Origin of the sequence: Bacteroides cellulosilyticus (genome assembly GCF_020091405.1) — a bacterium.
GTDB lineage: Bacteria > Bacteroidota > Bacteroidia > Bacteroidales > Bacteroidaceae > Bacteroides.
This window is the reverse complement of sequence record NZ_CP081903.1, coordinates 3,018,756-3,042,565: the sequence shown is the minus strand read 5'-3', so window position 1 is coordinate 3,042,565 and position 23,810 is coordinate 3,018,756. Positions and strand designations below refer to the sequence as shown.

Genomic DNA, 23,810 nt, shown 5'->3' with positions numbered 1-23,810 from the left:
CTAACAACAAAGAAAGGGAATAAAGTTTAAACAAAAGCTGTTTTTTATATAAAAAAGCTTTCAAAGGGATATAAAAAAAGCGAGAAATACGTTTTCAGGACGTACTTCTCGCTTCATAAAGTCTAGTTCAAATGCTTTTTTACTTCTTCAGGGTATAACCCATCATCAACATCTCATTCCGACCTACTTCGGCGAGAATGTTTCTCCATGTTTTAAAAATCTTTTTTTTCATAACCTTAAAAATTAAACTAATACCTAAAAATCAAATACACACTCATAAAAAGGGGTTTAATAAATTGTAGAGTAACCCCAAACGTGCTTATCAGCTTCGCTGATGTGCTTAAAAATTTTCTTTAACATTTTCATTTTGTTATCCTCCTTAAAAATCTTGTTATCCTATTAAAATCATGTTTTATAACACAAAAATAAGACCTTTGTTCGAAACTTCGAGCGATATATTATAGAAAAGTATGTTTTATAACATATTTCTTGATCTACATCAAAAATAAGAAGATTAGACAAGGAGAAAACAAGCAAGAATGGCAGGAAATGAAACGAATGACAAGGCAGGAGACAAAATGGCAGAAAAAGAGTGAGGCCGTTTCCCACTGGAAACAGCCTCACACAACAACATTTTACTTTTCACGATGGTGAAAAAAAGGACTAGTCTTCACAGAGTAGTTGTATCAATTCTATTAGCTTTAACTATTTACTCTTATTTACGGTAATCTGACCTTTCTTTGTAAGCTCTACAAGACTTTCAACTGTAAACTTCACAACAGATTCAGCTGTCAGATTTTCATGCAAGATACTACCTTCATTATCCCAGGTAATCATACCTGTAGTAGGGTTAATCGTCAAGTTACCACCAAATTCACTACCAGCATTCACACCGTAAGAGAATTTAAAATCAGCACTAGTCAAACCATATTTACCTGCATTTACAGCATTGATTGCACCATTCTGATAGAGTACTTTGCTCTCTCCGCCATTTTCTTTAATAGTAACCAGCTTAGAGAGGTCTTTGGTATCAGGTTCTGCAGGCAATGTTTGCAATGTAACCGGATCAATCGTTACCGTAAATGGAGTTACGAAACGTACTGTGAAGGTTGAAAGAATCTCTGATGAACCATTTGCACGATCAGCAACCATCTGAACTGAGTATGATTTACTTTCACCAGTCAATTTTCCATCCAAAGAAATCGCTTGAGTAAGATAATTGCCAGAAGAAATCGTTGCACCAGTTTGTACAGGAGTTGTAGGTTCAAGACGGAAATATATGCGAGTATGATTATTGGGTTTCGGCGCCAGTTCATAATCACTCAGATAATTCTCAAAGGACTCTCTCAAATTAGCTTCCAGTTTCCATTTATTATTTACCATCTTACCCTTAACAGTTGTAATACCATTCGGAGAATAGATATCTGACAATACAGGCTTCTTGCAATTATCAACAATCTTATATGTAAAGTGAATCAAGACATCACGATTCTTATATACATCCTTTGAAGGATAACGCAATGTAGCCGTAACTGTATTCTCACTCAAAGCAACAGCATTCGAAATATTGATATATGCTATTGCGGTTGCTGTTGCATCACCAAAGCTATAACCAGCAACTTCAACCCCAGTTATAGGATATTGCCAGTTCCAGTTTTGATAGAGTGTTTCAAATTGAGCCTTAGATAGTCCTAATTCTTCATAAATCTTAGTTGTAGCTTCTGCCCAATCAATCTGCTCTGTTACAGGAAGTTTAGAATACTCCACATCACCCAAAGGTATAGTTACTTCTAAAGGCGTAGTCTCTACACTTTCTTTTTCAACAATTTCAATCATAAAATAACCAGAAGCAATTTCAGTACCATTCACTTTAGCTACGGCATGGAACAATGGAGTTTTGCCGATAGCAGCTCTACCACCATTAGTCAACCATTCCTTATCAACGGCTACAACACCTTCATTTTTGGGGTCAGTCAATGTCACAAACTTCGATTGATCAGTAACTCCATCAGATCCCATCTTACTAACCTTGGTAAATTCATAAGTCGGTTCAAAACCAAGACTTACAAGACTCTTCATCACCTCTTTAGTTTCCCAAGCTTCTACCAAATCTTTCAATTTAACAGATTTGTTATATACTAATTTATAGTCTACTATTGCAGAACTCTTTATTGTAGTATAATAAGAAACCCCTGTTCCCAGTAAATGTTTCTTTGCAATACTAAAATCTTTCAAATCCTTAATATTAGCTACTGCATAGTCTGAAACAATTTCAGACATATTATCCTTATTGTATGCCTGTAAAGCAACAATAGCTTCTTGATTAGCGGCCAAGCTTGCCAAGTTATTGTTAGCCTTCACCACAAAATTCCAGCCACCTTTATCACCAGCTTCTTTGCTCACAATAGAAAGTAAATTAGTATTATCACCAGCAACACGAGTCGTTACTACACGATTAATGAAAGACCATTCTACATTTTTCACATCTGCATTATGAGGATTCAGGCGGTAAGTAACAATCGGAGTATTGGTAGCAACAAAATTCATTTTACCAGCAACTGTTTTATCGGGAACTAATATTGAATAAAAATCAATAACGCCCATACCTAAACCTTTATCTATGACTTGTGGCACAAAAGCTAGAGAACGCAAGGTATCAACTAACTTTATTTTAACCGGCTCGTCAGTACCAGCTACATTATTAAGAATCAAATAGCCGTTTTCTGTATCCCATATAGCAGTAACCGTCCCCTTTGGCAAACATGTTTCTGAAGTGACAGATTTACTTTCTGTACCATCAGGAGTAATAGTTACTTTTACCCAATAGCCAGCCTCTGCACCTTCAGTTCCAGGATAATAGTAGATAGTAGGCGCTGATACCCCCGGATCACCTTGGTCACCTTTATCACCTTGGTCACCCTTATCACCTTGGTCACCCTTATCACCTTGGTCGCCTTTATCACCCTGGTCACCCTTATCGCCTTGGTCGCCTTTATCACCCTTCTCACCACGAGCAGGTTTTCCTGTATCGGCACCATCAATATACCAATTACCATTATCACCGATTGTCACAACAGAACCAGGTGCACCATCTGCACCATTAGTACCATTAGTGCCATTAGTACCATTAGTCAAATTAAATGTCTTTCCGTTACTTAAAGTTACAGTAACTCCGGTTGCAGTAGATGATACATCTGTTATAACAGCACCATCCTTAATCTGTGCTTGAAGATCACTAACAAGCTTCTCAACAGCAGTTACTCGCTGATCTAAACTGTCAATGTCGTCATCGTAGTCTTTACAAGACGTAAATGTCCCCGCAGAGCCAACCATTAAAGCCCCGAACAGGATTGCACTTAGAAATTTTTTGTTCATAATAAAAAACTTTAAATTTATAAATTTAAAAAAATAAAGAATAATAATAGTCTAATCAATAATCCTCATCTCATTATATACCGTTACTTTATAGGTAACGGAATTGTTGAATAAAAAGAAAAAAGTATGAAAAAACTCCAGGAAAAGTCTTTTATTAGTCAAATAATATGTCGAAACATGGGAGAGATTACCTATCAAACTAATTTGTAAGAAAAGAGTACATAGAATAGAGTGAGAAAGAGGAATATTTGATAAAACCCACTAAAGAAAAATACAATATTTTACTGATATACAATAACATACACGCGACACATAAGCTATAAGAAAGGAAATAGGAAAAACAACCGGAGAAAATATCCCAGGAAATTAGCTGATTATTTGTATTTCTAGAACAGTCAAATATCAGCGTTTTATAATGAAACTCTATAAAATCCGCCCCAATCTTTAGCAGACAGCAGCATGCCCTTTCACAAAAGAGATAACTTCTTGATTGGCTTGATCTATCCTTTGATTTTGAAAAGGCTTCAAATAAGTTTCCGTAACCTTGATAGATGAATGTCCCATTGCTTCTGATATGATACCCGGATGTATTTCACAATGATAAGCCATTGTTGCCCACGTATGACGAATAGTATACGTACTTAGATGGGCATGACTTCCCATCCATCTCTTCAATACAGACAATTTATAATTGAAAGCCCTCAATGCCGATTGATATTCATGATAGGCCGTTTCAGTGCCTTCAGGACTGGATAAGAAAGAGAATAAGTAAGGAGAATTCTGATCTGTATTAGCCACCATCCGAATCAACCTCATAGCCTCAGGCGTCAACGCCACCGTCAATGGTCGACCGGTTTTCCGCCGACGGTATCTCAGAATATTATCCTGAATATCCGCCTTACGCAAATACACCAGATCAACAAATGGAATTCCCCGCAGCAAAAACATAAGTGCGAATAGTATCTTTGTTTTTTGTACATCTAAAGGCAAAGTGCCATTAATGGGTACTTTCTCCGTTTCACAAAGTAAGTTACCAATATCAGAAGCATCCAAAGATCTCCTCTGATCAGCACACACACTTGTATGCACATGTCTGAAAAGCCTTGGTATGTATAAGGCATAACCATTATCTACTGCCCGGTTATAAACCGCCCGGAGCACCTTCATATAAGTAGATACCGTATTCCAGCTACATCTTCGCTGGCGCAAATAAATTTCGAAACGTTTCAAAAGGTTCGAATTCAATTTGCAGAACGGTATATCCTTATTATTAAATGCAAAGAAAGAATTCCGCGCGCTCCGGTATACATGTGCAGTGCCCCACTGGCCATTTGCACGAAGTTCCAGAATAGTGGAGGATAGCATCTCCAATAATAATTTTTGTTTCATAATTGAATGTTTTTTGAATACAATTACTCTTTTTTTAAAGAATTATAGAAAAAAGAACAGCTTTATTTGCACATTTATGGAAAAACACTTATGTTTGCACCATATTTTGTGCCGTTACCTATAAAGTAACGGCATTTTTTTAAATAAAAATATCAAATAAAAAAAGCGGGGAGAATGTTCTAAAAAACATTCTCCCCGCTTTTAAAATCTATAGATATTTCTCTATTTCTCAGGTGTCTGTTCCAGTGTTGCTACCAGAAAATCGTAGAATTTAGAAACTGTAGGAATTAATGCACGTTCATCCGGTGAATGCGGAGAACGCAGTGTAGGTCCGAAGGAAATCATATCCAAGCCCGGACAATTAGCACCAATAATACCACATTCCAAACCTGCATGGATTACTTTCACAGCAGGTTCTACTCCAAACTGTTGCTTGTAAGACAGCTTCATAGCATGTAAAATCGGAGAATCCACATTAGGCTGCCAGCCGGAATATCCTCCACTTAGTTCTACCTTCATACCTGCCATGGCAAAACAAGCCGTCAAACTGTCTGCCAGGAATTCTTTCATCGTATCGCAAGAACTGCGTGCCAGAATACGTACTTCCGCTTTACCACCACCAATGATAACTATTGCCAGATTAGATGAAGTTTCCACGGTATCAGGCACTGTAGGAATCATACGCATCACGCCATCCTGACAAGCCATCAGCACATTAATCATATTGTCCTGAATTTCAGCTGGTACAATAGCTGCAGGAAGTTCAACCGGCTCTATCGTCAAAGTAATGCCACTTTCAATTGGAGCATATTCCGCATTGATTTGCGCCTCATATTCTTTAATATACTCTTCCAGCCCTTCCGTATCTTCCGGATTGAACACCAATACAGCACACGCTTCGCGAGGAATGGCATTACGCATATTTCCACCTTCGAAACTTGCCAGCTGAGAATCAAATTCAATCAGCACATCATGTGCCACGCGAGCCAAAAGTTTATTGGCATTACCACGTCCCTGATTTATTTCCAGACCGGAATGTCCGCCACGCAAACCTTTCAAGGTAATCTTACGGGCCACAGAATCAGCAGCGGGCGCTTCTTCCTTATATTCCAGTGTAGCCGTCAGGTCAATACCTCCGGCACAACCGATATAAAGTTCGCCTTCATCTTCCGAGTCAAGATTCAGCAAAATTTCCCCCTTCAGTGTCCCCGGTTTCAAACCGAAAGCACCATACATACCTGTTTCTTCATCCTTCGTAATCAAAGCCTCCAGCGGACCGTGCTTCAAGCCATTATCTTCCAGCACTGCCATGATAGCAGCAACACCCAGACCATTATCAGCTCCCAGAGTTGTACCTTTAGCTTTTACCCAATCGCCATCGATATAGGTTTCAATAGGATCTTTTGTAAAATCGTGAACAGTATCATTGTTCTTCTGAGGCACCATATCCATGTGTGCCTGAAGAATGACGCCTTTGCGGTTTTCCATACCCGGAGTAGCTGCCTTACGAATGATAACATTGCCTATTTCATCGACAAATGATTCCAAGCCCAAGCCTTTTCCAAAGTTTACAAGGAACTCTGTTATTTTCTCCATATGTCCGGACGGACGGGGAATTTGAGTCAGCGAATAAAAATGCTTCCACACATTCTGTGGAGCTAATTGCAAAATTGTACTCATAACGTTTAAAAGTTAGTTTTCGCAAATATACATTTTTATTCTTAAACCATGCAATAAATACTGTATGAATTAAATCTATCAAAAAAGTATACTTACATTCAACATTTTATTTTTTCTTTCTGCAATGCCTCTTTCAACATTACTTTATCCAGCAGTTTCTTCTTTGATTGGATCATACGTAATGCACACCGCCTCACCACATTCGTAATAGACCCACCGGAAAGCTCCATTTCCGCTGCCATAGTTATCAACTCTTCTGCATCCTTTCCCAACCATTTCCTTGGAAGCATATTCCGCCATAACTCAGCCCGTTGTTCCTCCGTCGGCATCGGAAAATAAATCACCGACTGGAAACGGCGGGAGAATGCCTCATCTATATTCGAGCGTAGATTTGTAGCCAGAATGACCATGCCGGGAAAATCCTCAATCCGTTGCAGCAGGTAAGCCACTTCCTGGTTAGCATGCCGGTCATTGGATGTATTGGTGGATGTACGCTTGCCAAACAAAGCATCCGCTTCATCAAAAAACAGAATCCAGTTCCGGTTCTCGGCAAGGTCGAATACCTTTGCCAAGTTCTTTTCCGTTTCGCCGATATACTTGGATACAATCATGGACAAGTCTATCCGGTACACGTCCATCTCGTTCTTCTTGCCCAAAAGAGTCGCAGCCAATGTTTTTCCCGTACCCGGAGGCCCATAAAACAGCGAACGGTATCCAGCTTTCAGAATACGGGACAGTCCCCAATCCTCCATGACAGTCTTACCGGAGGAAATCCATACATTGATTTCTTCCAATTCGGTAGCTACCTGATAATCCAGTACCATATCTTCCCATTCCAGCTGAGTGGTAATGCGTTTGGCGGGAAAGCCGATGTTATAATCAGGTTTATATTCCTTGTCCAGCAAGACACGGCTTAGGAATTCTTCCGATACACGCAATTGCCCACTGAGAAAGGGTTCACTTTCTCCGGCACCTTCCAGACGGAGGATATTCTTTGTGTAGAACCAGTGATCCTTTTGGAAGAACCGGATCACCCCTTTCCGTTTTTCCGTATCTTCTCCGGCAAGGATAAAAGAGGCAGTCTCACCAGTTGGCAGAAAACCTCCATGTGACAAGCCTTTCCAACCGCCGAATTCCGTATATTGTCGGTCGAAGTTCTTGTTTTGTACAAAAAAGATGTCCAGTATCTGCGGACAGACATGCGGCATCAACGCCAACATGACCACCATCCGTTCGTCAAATGTCAAGTCAGGAATGCCAGTCACCTTTTCCAACCATCCGTTTACAGGTGGTTTTACTTCTTCCAGCGAGGAGTATTCACACTCCTGTTGGAAATAAAGCTGGATAGAAATAGTCAGAACTTGATTGAACCATCCGATAAATTCATTCATAGACTATTCTTTTACAAGCTATTCGCTCTGGCACCCATTACGTCTGCCTCATGTTCCAAACCTATATTGTCGTTGACCGGCATACCACCCACTTCCGTAGTAGGTTCAACACGTCCTGCCAGCTGTTGGGCTACATGCCATGCCTCATGGGGCAGATGCCTCTCTTGGCCGGGTGCCACATGGATGTCCGTTCCTTGCGTATAAGCTAGTGCCTGGACAGTGGCAGGCTGTGAAGAATTATAATGTACCTTTACATCATCCATTGAAAACCCCGAAAGACTTTCGACCCCAGCTTTCAGATTATCAGGCAGACCGGTATTATTCGGTTTCTGTTGGAATACAGTATCCGCTTTCATTTGCAAGCCCTCTTCATCGTCTTCCGCACGCTGAACAGTAGGTTCAAATTTACCCTGCAAGGTATCTTCTTCCTCATCAGACTGTAACTGGGCAGTTTTCATCTGAAATCCTTCTTCATCCTCTAAGCCAACACGTTGCAAAAGCGTGTTCACCATACGGTTATCAACAAATTGTAATGCACCGCCGCCATCCTGCTTTTGCTGTATGGTACGTGCTACTTTTTCCTGATGTACTTTCTCTGCTTCCATACGATTTCTTTATTTAATATTCAATATCAGAACTCCTGCTTCTCGTGCCATTTTACTTGTATATATTTCTTCAGCCACGGTAAACGTATCTGCCGGAATCCCCAGGGGATGGAATCGAGTAGGATGTCAAACGCCTTGTCGTCCACGGTAAGTACCCATTTTTCGTCCTGTTCCTCCAAGCGACCTGTACGGGTAACAAAGCTTTGCAGAAATCCTTTCATCGATGTTCCGTTCATCTTGGACCAGTGCGCTTTTACTGCCGATAGTAAGCTGTCAGCGATTTGTTTTTCCTCGGCAGTCAGTTCCAGCCGTTTTGGCAACGGGATATGCATCGGCAACCCAACAAGCAGACGATTGAACACCAATTCTGTTTCCCGGTATTCCTTTTCTTCTTGGTAAGTGAGGTATTGTAGCAAGAATATGGCACGAATTCTTGATTTCGTATCTTTGATATCTTTCCTTGCCTCGTTCAGATAATCGAGCATACTCAGCAATCGGAGAAACCACGCAGACAGCAGACAGAGACCTGCATTATCAATAAAGAATATTTTAGGGTCAGACATCGGTTCGCCGGTTAACCAATTCTTTTCCTCTTCCGGCATTAATTTTTCACTTATCATATTCACTATGTTTTTAAATTCATTTTCTGTTTTTTCTTGCAGGATAGGAAGTGATTTCACAAATGAGCGGATTTTCTCTTCCCTGCTATTGTACGCCCATTCTTCCGAAGGATTTTCAATGATATAGGTTGCCAGAGCCGTCTCTAAATGTTCCTTTTGAACCGGATAACTTATCAATATGTAATCCATAACTTGCTGCAACAGTTCTGCTTGCGAAAGAGACAGACTTGCAACCAGCCGCAGCCATTCTCCGGTATTCATCCATTCCAACCATTTATCTGTATGCAATGTATTCCGTACCACAGACTGACGAATGTAATCCAACAGTTCTTTCGGTCGGAAGAAGATATGGTTGTAGAGCATTCTTTTTCGTACACTTTCCGGCAAAGTATTGTCTGCAATCCACTCTATCGGTAATCGGGCTACGTTTTTACCGAACAGGCGGGAAATGAAATAATCTTCCATTTGTTCCGGCGTTTGTTTTTTCCAATTTGTTTCCCTTACCCATAACAGCAATACTCTGGTTATATCCGAAGTAAATATCCGATCATTGGCGAATCGGCTGAGCCAGCCTGTCAACCGCCTGAAATCATCAGGATATTCAAATCCTGCAATGGCAGACAAAAACAGACTCAATTGTCCCAGTATGGTTATATCCGATACATCGACAATCCGTTTTATCAAAACCAGATCAGCATCCTTCTCCAGCCATGCCAAAAATTTCTCCGGATACTTTTCCAGAACGGAAACAATATGATGACTGAATATGGTATTGCTTATATTCTTTTGTAACAATACATCAGCAAACTCGTCCTCCCGTACATCTTGCCATACCTCCATTTCCAAGTCAACAGCCAGATTGACCGGTAAATTCGTCCATTCCGTATCGCTTTGGAAATCAGTCTTTCCGGTATAGACAAAATACAAATGAGCCAGGAATTTTTTTACCACCTCCTTTTCCGTTAAGGATCTTCCACCTAATGTATCTCTATCTTGCATAAAGAACAGCAATGCTTCAGAAAGAGCCGTTGAAAGAAGCCTGTCATTTCCGGTAAGGAATGGAATCCTATCAGCTTTACATTGCAGCCATTCAATCGTTTCCGACAATACCGCTGCTTGACGGAAGTCCGCTTGTGCCACGCTTTGCAGAAGAAGAGGGGCTGACAAATAGGTTGCAACAAACATTACAGCCTTGCTTTCTTCGGGTTGCCTACGTAGCAGACCTACCCATTCATGTACTTTTTCGACAACCATTCTCTGTAACAACTCACGCTTACCATCTGTAGAAATGGTAGCGTCTTCCAGCCAATCGGTAAAGCCATTTCCAGCGCTCCAACGGTTTTCCAACAGTATGGGAAGGATGTCGGAATCTTTTTTGGTTTTCCGTACCCATTCCTCAAACCTTACTTTTGCAGGATTCCCGTTACCGGCCTCGATAGTCATCAGCAAGTCCAGTACTGCTTCCATATCATCATATTCCTCATTCCTGGTTTCTGTCTCCCTAATACTTCCTTGAAATATCTGTTTAATGACAACCGGTATATTTTCCTTGCCAAACAATGCCATAAGAAGTAAATAAAGAATTTCTCTCGCAGTGCCCTCCATCTTAATTGACGATTGGGAAACTTTTGCCAGCCATAAAACCATCTGTACCTTCAGTCCGGATGTCCTATCCTTCAAATATGCTGAGAGGGCCTGTTCGTTAGTTACCAGCCAATCAAACAGGGATAACAATTCTGTAATATGGGATATACCGTTCATCCGCACAACCGACTGCCTGATAATTTCTTCTAAAACGGGCTCACTTATTAAAGTAAGTGTATACTCCAATACTTCATGCTCGTGTAACAGCCATATGGCATTCTCTTCATTTTCTATGGATTGCTCCAAGAACAATGCCGTCATTCTACGTTTTACAAGTTCCGGTATACTCTTGTCGGCTAATATCTGTCGAAGTTTCAGAATGTCAACACGTATTTTACCATTTCCTGCATCTTGCTTCCAAACATCTTCCGACAAGTACAATTTTTCAGATAATATTTTGATAGAAGACTCATTACTACCACTTGAAATCTCCTGATAGAACTGATGCAGAAGTTGTTCGATGCGTTCCGACTCCGAAAGACCGCAGTGTTCGTTTTCTATCCAAAGTAACACTGCTTTGCAAAAAATAAAGTTAAACTGAGTTTCGGAAATCCCTTTTAGCCATTCTGTTTTCGATATATGGTTCAGTAGATAGGTTCTTACCTGGTCAACCACTTCCATCGCCATGAAAGAAACGGAAGAAAGCAGACGGTTGAGAAGATCAGTATCAACCATATTAGCTATAACACTAAGTAGAGCGTTGTCTTTGGCAGCCTCCGATTGTAACCAATCCATCAGTATTTCCGGCTTTTCCTTTGTCAGTAGTCTGAATAAACTTCGTTTGTCCGCTATACTTTTCTGCGTATCATTTAGATATTCTGCCACCATTTCCATATCTGTAGAATATGCCGTTTGCTTCCACCCGGAATCCAGTTTCTCTTTCGGACTTTCTCCCGCCATCGGCAGACGAAGTAGAGAAAGTTGTAAAAAGATACGATACAACTCCCGGTTTAAATATCCGTCATACACAGGTGAACCGTCTGCATAGTGCGGCTGGAGGTCATAGATAGCATTTAATACATCCCTATAGTAATCAGTCCCGAAGACTTCAAGCAGGAAGTTGACTGTCAGTTCTTGTTTGGAGAGGTAGAAAGAGTAGTTCCGCTTACGGATGAATGTGAGCAACCGATGGTGCAGATGACAGATAAAATCTCCTTTGCCTCCGAAGATAGCAATCCCGTTAAAGGGATAATAATTGATAAGCCATTCATACAAATAATGCCAGTATGGGGGCAGATCGACTTCAGCATGTTCTTCTGTTTCAGTTTCCATTATCCGACGGACGGACAGCGTATCGAGTAGTTCCGCCATACCTTGCAGCCTGTTATCATCAGTATCCTCATGAATGAAACGCACGGGTATACCGGGTTTCATCTCCAGAAGTATTGCAAGGAAACGACGTTTCTCGTGCAAGCCGAACGATGACGTGGAAAGCAAGTCGGCATAGAGCCGAATAAGAGCCTTGTCATCACTTGTCTGCCATAACAGACGGCGCAAGGCGTGATTTTTTTTCATACAAAGAGATACGATACTCTCTGCATGAAGTGCCTGTTGTGAAACGGCCCAATCCAATTCTTCCGTCAGGCCGAAAGCACTGTCGTCCCATTCCACCTTCTGATAACCGTGTTCCAGATAGAACAGTAGATTTTCCAGGCGCGAAGCATCCGTCTTTTTCCGTTCGCTCTCTGTCGGTATGCCCCATGAAGGCAACACTTTCAGCAGTTCCGCTTTGAGGCGCCGGGGAAACTCACGGTAGAAGTCCTCCTCGAGGATACCACCCAAATCCAGTTCCAACAATTCTATTTCACGCAACACCCTGTCCTTATCCAAAGGAGAAAAGCATTCATCCACCGTTTTTTCAAAACAGTTACGGCAAAAGCCATCCCAGTCCGCATACAAGTCGTGTACGAACCGTTCGTCCGCAGCAGCGAACTCAAACGATATATGGTCAATTCGTATCATCCAATGTCTGTATTTCTACCGCTTTGCCCAGCAACTCGTATATGACTTCCAGCAATTGGGCGCTGTAATCCGCCAAGTCACTGTTGGTCAAAGCCCTCATTAATAACTTGTAACAATGTTCAAAACCTTGCATACTTATCTCATCCATCCAGTATATCCGGCCTGCCAGGTGAGCGGGAATAATAGAGCGCAATAATTCCCTGCACATCTCCCTGAAGCGCGGCGAGTGGAAACGAAGCGTCCACATCGGGAGCACAATCAGTAGCCGGAAAGGTTCCGTTTTTCTCACCAATACCGGTTCCAATACGTAAACCGTTTCACACTCCCGGTTCAATTCCAGTAAATATCTCCGCAGGATGTTCGCCAGCGTATTCAACCTCTTTTTGTCATCGGTACGTCCAAGATTGGTCCATCCGCCTTTCTCCTTATTGTGGAACACCAACAGATACTCATCCTTTTTAGCTTCTACAATCCGGTAGTTACCAAGAGAAATGCCGTGGCGGAATAAGTCGCCGCTTATTCTATTCCGGTTGAATATCGGCAATTCCGCTCTTAACTGACTATATTCTTTATGCTTTCCTTCCTCATCCGTTGCCAGTTGCTCATAAGTTACGGTCGTCACGTTCTCCGGTTCCAGTATACGTTCATCAATAAGTAGAGCATCCAGTCGGTCCGCCAGGGGGCGGCCGGGTTTCTTCTCTATCAGTTGTAGATTATGCCCGGGAAGAACATTGCCCACGGTATGTTCCTCGTTTCCGTTAATGCCCAACAACCTACAAAACCACTCCTTCGCTATGGGGGCGTTATGCTCTCCCTCCGACATCGTAATGTCCCGCGCCTTTGCTCTATTTTTTATCAGATAGGCAACATGGCGCAAGAATGACATTCGCCGCCCAATCGTCTCACTCTCCATTTCACCATAGCAGTTTGACTCTTCCAACCATTCGGGCTGGCTCTCTACCCCGTACAGATGGTCAAGAAAGTCCAGATAACGACTTTTCAGTGCATAGATATTCCGAAAGGAAGAATGACAATCCATGTCTTTCTCGTCAATGGAAAGCACGTTCGGAAGTTCCTTCACTTCCTGCAATCCTTGTTGTATTGTTCGGTCATACAGTTTCAAGTATGCCTCAAAGGAAGCATGAGTTTCCTGTCCGGGTGAGAGACGGTAACATGCGGGGAATTCTCCGGCTATGGGGGAATAGGTGAAAATGTTGCGGTATGTTCCTGTCATATTTCCCCAGCCAATTCCTTTTATGTCGCTTTCATTCGTGCTGATACGCCTCTGAGCATAATAAAAGGTTTTCAGATATCTTGCGAACTTCTCCATATCGACTCGCATAACAGAGCGCCCCTGACGGATACGCACTTTCAGTTCTTTCTCCATACATGGAATTTTCAAGCTGAACCCTTCGGAGAAGTCGGTCTGTGGCTTTCCATCCTTCATCAGGTAGCAGGTGCTGAACGACCGGATGCCTTCCACCTGACAAAGTTTCTTATATAGCTCATATTCGGTATTCTTTTGCATGGGGATTACCACACGCACAATGCTTTCCGACCCTTCCAACCACTCTTCGGGTGACAAGCCAGAGGTTTCCAGCCCTTCCGGTGCACAGACGTACACTCCGCCGGAAAGATAATGCAAGATGGTTTCATAGAGCTTCGCCAGCACAATAGATGCATCTTTGCCCGGCTCTATCTCAAATTCTGCATGAAATTCCAATTCTGCGGACCGTACGATGATTACCTTGTCGAGGTATTCGCACAGATTACGGTGGCTGTTGTAAATCTTCGCAACCTGCTTTACCACCGTTTTTCCGTTATCCTCTTCTTCAAAGGGGGAAAGAGCAATCTTGACAGTGTAGCCGCCGGTTGCCGCATTACATTCCACCCATACGTTTTCCAGTTCCGGAATGCGGGCGAAGAACAGTCTTCGATAATCCTCCGGTGTAACAGGGGCAGTGGTATACACCTTTTCGGGTGGAAAGAGTCCGAAACGTTCAGGTTCGAAGATTCCATCTTCCCCGGTCAAGTAATCCACCGTACCGAAACCGAGCTTGTAGTCCATTTCTGTCAGCGCATAGTTGGCGATATCTGCCAGAGTCACCCCGGGATCATGGGCATTGAAATCCGTCCATACCTTTCCCGAGAGGCGGTGCACTTCTTCAAGCGTCTGCCTTTGCAGGTATGAGTACAGATTTTCGTTTTCCGCCAACTGCCTGATATAGGGTCCATTATTGTCTTTTCCCATCAGCTTATCCTTTATACATTTCCACCACTCGGCAATGTATCTCACCGGATGGGAGTTGCTTTTTGGTACGCATTTGCAGGTATATATTCTTTTCCCGCATCTGCCAACGGAAGCGGACGCTGCCCGTCCATCCCCACCAGTGCTTCTGGGGTGATTCAATTCGCTGTTGCATAAAGTTAAGCCAAAGCGCGGTAACACGTGTCAGTTGGCAAAGCCCCGTACCCTGTTCACGAAAAGAGGCATATACAGAGTATACACGGCAACCGAAACCTTCACGCGACACATCGATTGGCAGATCATGCCACTGTTTGTCGGCAGGGACAGTCAGATAGCCTTCACCGCTGGGTGTGATTCCTCCTCCGCCTGTCGTCCGGTAAGCCGTTGCGGTAATTTCGTCTTCCACCTTCAGACTACCATACAATACTATCGATTTGTCTTGCGATGCTTCCATCACCGCTTCTCCCTTCGCATTCCTGACAGTCAGCTTCTTTTCGGATGTGACAGCGAGAGTCCATGCGGGCATATCCACTTCTGTGAGAGGTTCTTCCGTGTAAAGCCCGATATCCAAGTGACCGGCTTGTCCAGGGAAAAACGCCCATCCACTGGGGGTTCTCATCACCTGTCCATCCTCCACAATGTTCGACACGGAATCTATCAGTTCAGCAAACTGTTGTTCTGTGGGTACATCACCTTTCTGAAAGTAGCTTTTCAGCACACTTCGGTTGCGTCTGTTATTATTCATTTCCATAAGCCACTATCCTATTATGAAGTTACTCCCGACTTCGGCTTTCTCTATGCCGTCGTGGGGAGAAAGAAGTTCTATTTTTATTACCGGAAGCAATACATTCCAAGGGTGCTTGCCTTCGAAAGTGAAGTCCACGGTATCAACATCTATACGCGGCAAACTCTTACCGTTCACTTCCAACGTGACCAGCCGCATCAGATCCTCATGATTCACCATTCGGGTATGAAGTTCCTTGTAGGAGTAACGTTGCCTAAGTATTGGAATTTCTTTTTTCCGATACCACGGTGCGATATAGTTCTGTGCCAAAACGACAAGTTGCCGGACTGCCTTGCCTTTATCCGGCACGCTGTCCCACAGGATTGCCTTGCAGTGAACATTCACACGTTCGTAAACGGGATTAATTACACGCAAAGAAGCAAACGGAGATGCATATTGCCGGACAAGCTGCTGTATTTCCGCCAGTTTCCATGCCGGAGAGAGGAAATAACGGCTGTCTTCCGCACGGCTGAATACCACCAGGCATATTTTCGATGCTCCCTTATTCTGCGGGATGGGAATGCACTGTATCTTATCCACTTCGGGGAAAAATTCCAGCATAAGATGCTCGTAGTCCTTTATCATGAGGGCACGATGACGGTTACTGATGCGTGAACTTTGTCGCACAGCCAACTCAGTTGCTGTTTCGGCAGGCTTGCCTCCGAAGCCACTCAAGGGCTGGGTGACACTTTCAATCCGTTCATCCAGTTCCTTTATACCTTGTATCGTTCCGGCAGGCAACGGAGTACCATCTCCATTTTGGGAGATGAGACGGATACAGTTTGTCCGGATACCTCGTACGGCAAGACAGGAAGACAAGTCGCCTGTCACGGCGGCACGTATCCATGCCTTGCCTTGTTTATCCATATGGCTGCCGCTTATTTTCTCCGGCAACTTGATTTCTATAAATCCGCTTTGCGTTAGTCCTAGCGTTTCTTCGGCAAGGACGGATTCTATGGTAATGGGATGCCATTCATTTCCGCTCCAATATTCCCATGCCAAAGTTACCTGCCTGCCCGGTTGCGGGTCATAGAATGGGATCTTTTCCTGAGGTAATACCATATCGAAGTACAACCGCAGGTTCTGCTCTCCCAGTGCGTGAAGTAAACCGAAATACAACAGATTTTCAGCCGGGACAGAAGGCAGAAACGGTTGCTTCTCTCCTTTAGCGATGGGGAATGGTTCCTGCCGGGATAATGCCGTAATACGACTTAGTCGAATGAACGAACGTTCCATATCACTTAAAGTCGTCTCTTCCGTAGCGATATAGGAAAGTTCTACATCCGCCATCACAGGAATAACCGGTTCGGAAGGTAAGTCTTTACGTTTCTTTTCCTTACAACCACTGTTGTGTACCATCGTTTCAGAAAATAAGGTGCGGTAGGCTTTTGTGCCAAAGCCGATGGAAGGGGCCCCCAAGGTGATACGGAAGAAACCGTCTTTGTCACGGCTGTATTCGTAAGGAACGGCAGCTTCATCGCTGGAAATGGATTGTGGCTGCACTGTAAAGCTAAATACCATCTCGGCAGGATTCAGATCTCCGTTTTCATTAAAGCTGAATAGCTTTTGCTCATCACCGCATTTTTTCCACCTGCCACCTTTCTGGTATTCGGTGGAAACTTTGAACTCGTCCGCATTGATTCCGTATTCCTTATATATTTTGTTGAATTCTGCTTCAGTTCCGGGTAGCTTCTTCCATATGCCTTTCAAACGGACTTCCTGCAAGTTTTTCAGGCTCATTTCTTCGTTACCGAAAAGAAAACAGGCGCCACACTCTGCCTGTATACCGAAGGGGTGGAAGGGCTGTGTAGTATCTACTTCACCCTGATCATTATAGAAGCTGAAGTTGCGAATACCGTTCACTTCCGTCTTTATTTCCACGCTGTCGAAAATGAGTTGTTTTGCCCACTTGTAAGAACAGCTCGCATTATCTGTCAGGATACGGATGACAGGATATTCTGTTGTTGTGCCATGCACTTCTTCCATACAGGATGCAGGAGCAACTGCATCGTATGCCAAGCTGAAGCTGAAACATAACCGACCGGATTCAATATAACACTCGCTAGTTTGCTCCATCCAGCCTTCCGCTCCGCTCAGTTGTAGGACAAAACCTTTTGTATTGTTGGGTATAGAACTATCGGCTGTAAGGTGGAAATAGATACTAATATTCCGTTCTCCTTCGTTCAACACAAACATAGGGGACTCCACTTGCCAGCCTATGCGTAATTCTTCACCATGTGTGAACAGGGTTTGGGCATCGGTTGTATCTTGAAGTTGTATAGTTTGTTTATAGAGTTCCAAAGCTCCTCCACAAGAAGGATTGGAAAAACCGTACAGTGCATCCGCTTCCACACACTGCATGGGGCTGATATATTCTTTTTTTTCAGTCCGATAAATAAGTTCTTCTCCTGTGGCATTTTGGCCGGCGGGGAATGACTCATCCTTAGGCAAGGTAAAACCTCCGAGACCTTCTGTAGGTGTGATAATGACGTAAACGTTGTCTTGTACCGCCTCCTGTGGTGTGGCATGCAGGATATCCTTACGATAGAGTTCTGGCAACGTGGCAAGGCGGCGGTTGAAAGCCTCAGCAATGCTACCATAGTTTTTCAGATAGACAATGAGCAGGGACAGTGCAGGATTCATATCGCCACTGTCCTTTATTTGATTTAGATAGTAATCGACATTCTCCTGAATAGCGGTCACGGTGCGGAGCATCCGGTAATAGTTATTGTTTCCATCTAGATCATCGGCAGACAATGACTGTTCCAGACGATCCTTCAACCAGCGGGCGGTTTCAGCGGCAAGGCTGCTGTTATTTCCTGCTTGCCAAGTGTTATGCAGATAGCTGTCCAACCGGGTTATCCATCGGTCGATGTCATGCCGCAATTTCTGAACATAAACAGTCTGCATGGCTGTACCTTGCACATTAGCAAAGTTATTGCCATAGTCCGACAACTTCTTACGGACAATGTCGACAAATACGGTCAGCACCTGATTCTCCAGTAGGGGGCGCAATATGTCCTCCTCTCCGTCACCATAGCGTGGAGAAGCACCTGCCTTGATCAAACGATGTAATAGCCTATTCCAGTCGCTTTCCAGTACCGGAAAGTCGTCCAGCTCTGCACAGTCTGTTTCAAAGTCCATGCAGAGCATACCTTTCAGTTCATATGGCATTCTTTCTATCATCATTTCGTCCTCTTAAACTATACAGTAAAACCCGTTCAGGCTGGTTCCCATTTACTCCAACTCCCATTTAGCCTATATATATCATATCACCATCACCTCCAATAACCACTTATCTCCCGCACTATCTGCAACTATACAGATAGCTTAGTTATATCTCACCTGCGCTCACAATCGCATAAAGATGATTGCTCATCAACACCCACACATAAACTTTCAGACCTATCTTCGTTCAATCTTTGCATTCAATCGAATTTACGACCCGACTTACATTGTTTGTTTTTACTATATTATTTCAGATCAAAAATCCTGACACCAATGACCATCAAATTACAAACTCACCAAGACGGACATTTAACGCTACAGGAAAACCTCAGTATAAAAGAACAAACTCATTATTATATATTCTGACTTCATATTCAGTATTATCCATGCTAATATCTGAGAGATCCAGTCACTATTTTATGTTCCTCTTGTCGTCAACTTGCAAATGTAGGGCTACATATTATTTTTATCAGATTAAAAATCTGACGGAACAAGCCTTACCTGCTTAATAATATTTACAACATATCAAACATTACTTCCAGATAAATAAATATGCTTGTAATCAGATCAATAACATCCTCTGTAATAGACAAGTTAAATTACAGGATAAAATGTATCATCAGTTCTTCTTACTACTATTTGGCTCTCTAAGGTCCTATTACTACCAATTAGCGTAGAGTAGTCCAGTTCTCTATTTAATCTGCCTAAAGTCCAAGTTGCAGGAAAAAACGTAGACTCTTCATTTTTCCATTTTTCACCATTAGACCAATATGCTCTCCAAGGCATATAGTCCTTCTTTATGCTCCCTATATCTTCAAGAGGACCATCTTTTTGACGAGAAAAAAGCAACTCGTTTTTGCCCCATTTTTCTTGCATGGATATTAACAAATGCCCTCCTACTAACTTCTCATTTGAATTTACCTCACCTGCAAGATGTGGAAAACAATTAAAATACTCACTTAACTCTTCTGTTTTGGTAGGAGCTATATCTGAATTAAGATATGAAATTATGTCGTTAATTAAAGAATTATATTGCTTTATTGAATTGGCTGATATTGGTAGTCCATCTCGTACAAGTTGTGCTAGTCTCCTTACTCGTAATTCTTTTATCATTGGATGTCCGCGAGTTTGATACCAAACTTCTTCTCTATTTTTAATATATTTCATGATATCCGAAGTATTGCTTAGGTAATACCCCTTGTTATAATTATCAATACCTATACAAAGATTATTCCATTGATCATCAAGCCAATCTTTTGTCTTGGGATATACAACTCTTTGAATTATAGAATTATAACAACTTATCTGATTATCTATTGTTGCTTGCAAAACCTTTCTTTCTGCATTTATACCACAAGTTTGTTTGTTGACAGACCGTATTGTTCTTTTTTGCATCATACTACTCCCTCGTTTATCCCCCATTCGAAATTGCTGCGTTCTTTTCCCATCGACTTGGCGTAATACCCGACTGATGATGTCTTTATGTCGTTGATCTGTATACATAGTTGCTCATTTTTAATGTTGTTGCTATTTTATCTGTTTACCTCACTTATTGCATATGAGGTACGTTTTATAGGAAAAGTAAAATACTTCATACTCGCAATCTATTAGTAAATATTATAAGTCATTATTAAATCCACACATCATGCATCATATACTTGTCCCTTCATTAAAATAGAACGGATAAACCATATTACTTCGATTATTCGTCCTCACAATGGTATATACCAGCTTTATCAGCAGCACCCCTTCCTCCTCCCTTTTTTCAAAGGAAACTTCTTCCAGCGTGATGCGTGGCTCGAAGAGAAGGATTGCCCTTGTGATGTCATTCCGCATCTGCGTTACTATTTCCGTATCCATCACCTCAAAAGTATACTTACGGAGCGGACAACCATAGTCATAGCGGTTTACCCGTTCGCCGGGCGATGTACTCAACAGAACATACAAGCTTTGCTCAATATCCTGCTCATAAGCCACCATATCTACACCGTCTTCTGTCAGCGTAGGCGGAAAGCTCCAGCCTTTGCCCAAAAAGGCATCGTTGTCTAATACATTGTTCTTTTTGCTCATATTCTTTATCCTCCTATCATCACTGTTGGACATCCAATGACTATTGTGCCACCATGCGCGGTGCTGTCACCCATACGAGCTGCAGGTCTGCCACCTATCATTACAGTGGATGAACCTTTTACTATTGTATCCGGAGGTCCCACGCAGACGCACATATCGCCTACGACGGCTGCCGGCATTTTCCCTATCAAAACATTCTGCACACATGGACCGGTTATCGGTCCGCCCACATGCGGTATCGGCGAGGGAAACGCCGGGGTTTGCATGGGGCAGGTGTGCATATCAGTTATTCTTGCTGCTGGAGGCATAGTTTTCAAATTAAAAGTTATAAATTAAAAATCCGTTTCCTAATTGTCAATTAGTTTATCATGACCATTGCACCTTTGACGGTAGTTTGGCCCGAAGCTGAAAGTTCCGCTGTGGCATTGCCTTTAACGGTTGCTCCCACTTTAGCCTGCACTTTCACGTTCAGCCCTTCCAAACTGACATCCTGCTTGGCGGTGGCGCTGATTTTTGAAGTGGCATCCATTGTGATGGTACCTTTCGCTTTCAGTTTGATATCTTTTGCCGACGAAAGGGAAATACCACTGCTATCCATCACAATCTCATTCTTGTGCTGGTCGGTCAACTTAATATGCTTGTCGTCATCGCTGATTTCCACTGTGTTTTTTCCAGGAGTGGAAACCGTTATCACCTTCTTTTCCTCATTGAATTCTATCCGCATCTTCTCACGGGTGACAATGGCTTTCGTATTATTTTTCGCCTCGTATTCATAAGGCGGTTTGTGCTTTGCACCATACACCCCACCCAATATGATAGGATGTCCGGGGTCTTCATTCATAAAGCCCACCACCACTTCATCATTCGGTTCGGGCAGGAAGAAGTTACCTGATGCATTTGTGGCATACATAGTGGAGAGCCTTGCCCAAAGCAGTTTGTTCTTCCCATCCATCCATGGCAATTCTATCTGGATACGGCATTCTTTCAGCGGATCACCGTCCAGTTTCGTCACTACCGCCGCATGGAGTCCCTGCAAACCGGGCAGAAAGCCGGAAGCGGAAGGGCATACCACATCAGTTTCATCAGTAATGTTCAGAGATGAAACACCTGCACCCGCTTCGGTTATCCATTCGTTGTTCTCGATAGTATGCGTCACTGATCCGACAAACAGATTGCCGTTGAATCGTTTACCCAAGCCTTTCAGTTCGATGATGCAACCGGGTACCACCTTGGCGGAACCATAAAAGCTGCATGATCCTTGATAACGTGCCAATCCAGCTTTCAGTGCCATACCATCCGCCCATTGTTTCAACGCTTTTTCGTCTGTAGGCGCATCGGTTTGCAACAGAAAGCTATCACCCGTGGCAATACTCTTCGGCTGCAAGTCACCCTGCTTGTTGAGCGAGGGGGAGGTAGCGGACACTTTCACAGCTTTCTGTGTAACTGGATCCCACGACATCGCTTCATATTTCGTAAACTGGTCGTTAGCGGATAGTTCGAGGTCAAAAGCAGTCAGGTCAACACCACAAGTTACAGTCAGTACAGGCGACGCACTCACATCGGGCTTCTTCACCTTTATCTTACTACCATCAGTGAAGACAAACAAGCCGTTGGCATCGGCACGCGAAAGGGCAAAGTCCCAATCGGAACAATAATACTGTACCAGCGTGGGGTGCTGATAGGTTGTGGAATCTACTTCCACACTACCGTAGGCAGACAATACTTCCTTAATGATGTCACAGTCCTTCCTCTTCTCAAAAATACAATTCTTACGTCCTTGCGTGGCGGAATAGGCATGGTCACGACACTCCACCAACATATAGGAACGAAAATCCTTATCAATGATAATGCGTAACCCGATAATCACTCCATCGAACAGCGTATCTTCCTTTTCCGTATCGCCTGCGTCCAGACGGATAGCATTGCCCGGTTTGAAAAGGTCGGCATCACTCTCGTCAAAGGTTTGATTGCCTATATTTCCGGCATTAAACTTCAATGTTGCTTTGCCAATACGGTTCAGTTCCTGATGCACCGTAGCGGCAACTAAAGCGTACTCATCTTTCAGTTTGCTTCCGTTACAATAAACGGAACAAGCTAGTACGCGGTCTTTGTGTACAGAAGGCGATTCAGCCATAATCTCAATTATTTTTTTAACATCGGCAACAGGATTTTTGTACCACTGGGCACGCTCCTGTAACCGTTCAGGTTATTAAATCGGGCAACTTCGCCCACGAGGAGCGGGTCACCATAAACTTCATTACATAGGGCTGCCAGTGTTTGCCCTTCCTTTAGCGTAACCAACCGGGATACATCGGGCGAACGTTTTGGAAATCGTTTGTTTTCCTCCTTCTGGCTGCAATAGCCCGTCAGTGTCACTTTCAATTCGGCGCGGAGAGGTATGCCATCCAAGTCGAACAAAGTATATTCCGTTTCAAGCGTCTTGAGTTGCCCGAAAAAAAGAATGTCGCCATATTGCACCTTAACGAACGAAGGACGATGCCCTTCACTATTATAGCAATAGAGTCGCTGTTCCAGATCGTTCACCACATCATGAACGGGTTTCTTCCCACAATCGTCCTCCATGGCATTGGTCATATCGAGCAAGCACTCAAAGTAAAGGGTTTCCGGACGATAACGCACATACACGTTCGACCCGTTCAGGCTCCCCAACTGCTTATCCTCCGCATATCGGACTCCTTTCGTGAACTTCACCTTGTCCGGATTGATGGGAAGTTCCAGTGCAGATTTATATTCGCTGTTGAAATTCTCATCCGTATAGGCTACTATGGTCATCCGTCCCATTTTGTCTTACTT

Annotated in this window: 14 protein-coding genes; all 14 read right to left on the bottom strand. The window is 43.1% G+C overall.

The genetic code is table 11. From position 1 onward, the window contains the following. Positions 1-705: 705 nt before the first annotated feature. The 14 genes from K6V21_RS10960 to K6V21_RS10895 all read right to left on the bottom strand — a co-directional run bounded on the left by K6V21_RS10960 (position 706) and on the right by K6V21_RS10895 (position 23,798). Complete coding sequence (locus K6V21_RS10960) at positions 706-3,375, bottom strand: PL29 family lyase N-terminal domain-containing protein (RefSeq protein ID WP_224321779.1); 2,670 nt, start codon at positions 3,373-3,375, stop codon at positions 706-708. 444 nt (positions 3,376-3,819) lie between these two features. Then, on the bottom strand, positions 3,820-4,764 hold the full coding sequence (locus tag K6V21_RS10955) for a tyrosine-type recombinase/integrase (protein WP_217715193.1): 945 nt from the start codon (positions 4,762-4,764) through the stop codon (positions 3,820-3,822). Between the two features lie 222 nt (positions 4,765-4,986). Beyond that, positions 4,987-6,444 (bottom strand): aminoacyl-histidine dipeptidase, encoded by a 1,458-nt coding sequence (locus K6V21_RS10950; protein ID WP_224321778.1) that lies wholly within the window; start codon positions 6,442-6,444, stop codon positions 4,987-4,989. A gap of 98 nt (positions 6,445-6,542) precedes the next feature. After that, the gene (locus K6V21_RS10945; protein WP_224321777.1) at positions 6,543-7,835 is read right to left on the bottom strand and encodes an ATP-binding protein; all 1,293 of its coding nucleotides are present in this window, start codon (positions 7,833-7,835) and stop codon (positions 6,543-6,545) included. 11 nt (positions 7,836-7,846) lie between these two features. Continuing rightward, positions 7,847-8,440 (bottom strand): DUF4157 domain-containing protein, encoded by a 594-nt coding sequence (locus tag K6V21_RS10940; protein ID WP_224321776.1) that lies wholly within the window; start codon positions 8,438-8,440, stop codon positions 7,847-7,849. Positions 8,441-8,466: 26 nt separating this feature from the next. Continuing rightward, complete coding sequence (locus tag K6V21_RS10935; RefSeq protein ID WP_224321775.1) at positions 8,467-12,666, bottom strand: contractile injection system tape measure protein; 4,200 nt, start codon at positions 12,664-12,666, stop codon at positions 8,467-8,469. Beyond that, positions 12,653-14,917 carry a hypothetical protein gene (locus K6V21_RS10930; protein WP_224321774.1) on the bottom strand — a complete coding sequence of 755 codons (2,265 nt, stop codon included), beginning with the start codon at positions 14,915-14,917 and terminating at the stop codon, positions 12,653-12,655. The genes K6V21_RS10935 and K6V21_RS10930 overlap by 14 nt, the downstream gene beginning before the upstream one ends. A 4-nt stretch (positions 14,918-14,921) precedes the next feature. Then, positions 14,922-15,665 (bottom strand): hypothetical protein, encoded by a 744-nt coding sequence (locus tag K6V21_RS10925; protein ID WP_224321773.1) that lies wholly within the window; start codon positions 15,663-15,665, stop codon positions 14,922-14,924. Positions 15,666-15,671: 6 nt separating this feature from the next. Beyond that, a complete protein-coding gene (locus K6V21_RS10920; RefSeq protein WP_224321772.1) occupies positions 15,672-18,887 on the bottom strand; it encodes a hypothetical protein in 3,216 nt (1,071 codons plus the stop codon). 633 nt (positions 18,888-19,520) lie between these two features. Further along, complete coding sequence (locus K6V21_RS10915; RefSeq protein WP_224321771.1) at positions 19,521-20,429, bottom strand: hypothetical protein; 909 nt, start codon at positions 20,427-20,429, stop codon at positions 19,521-19,523. A gap of 147 nt (positions 20,430-20,576) precedes the next feature. Beyond that, the gene (locus tag K6V21_RS10910) at positions 20,577-20,996 is read right to left on the bottom strand and encodes a GPW/gp25 family protein (protein ID WP_224321770.1); all 420 of its coding nucleotides are present in this window, start codon (positions 20,994-20,996) and stop codon (positions 20,577-20,579) included. Positions 20,997-21,001: 5 nt separating this feature from the next. Further along, entirely contained in the window at positions 21,002-21,304 is a 303-nt protein-coding gene (locus K6V21_RS10905; RefSeq protein WP_217715209.1) for a PAAR domain-containing protein, read from the bottom strand. Between the two features lie 50 nt (positions 21,305-21,354). Further along, positions 21,355-23,130, bottom strand: a complete 1,776-nt coding sequence (gene vgrG / locus K6V21_RS10900; RefSeq protein ID WP_224321769.1) for a type VI secretion system tip protein VgrG — start codon at positions 23,128-23,130, stop codon at positions 21,355-21,357. 8 nt (positions 23,131-23,138) lie between these two features. Further along, a complete protein-coding gene (locus K6V21_RS10895) occupies positions 23,139-23,798 on the bottom strand; it encodes a hypothetical protein (protein ID WP_217715212.1) in 660 nt (219 codons plus the stop codon). Positions 23,799-23,810 lie beyond the last annotated feature (12 nt).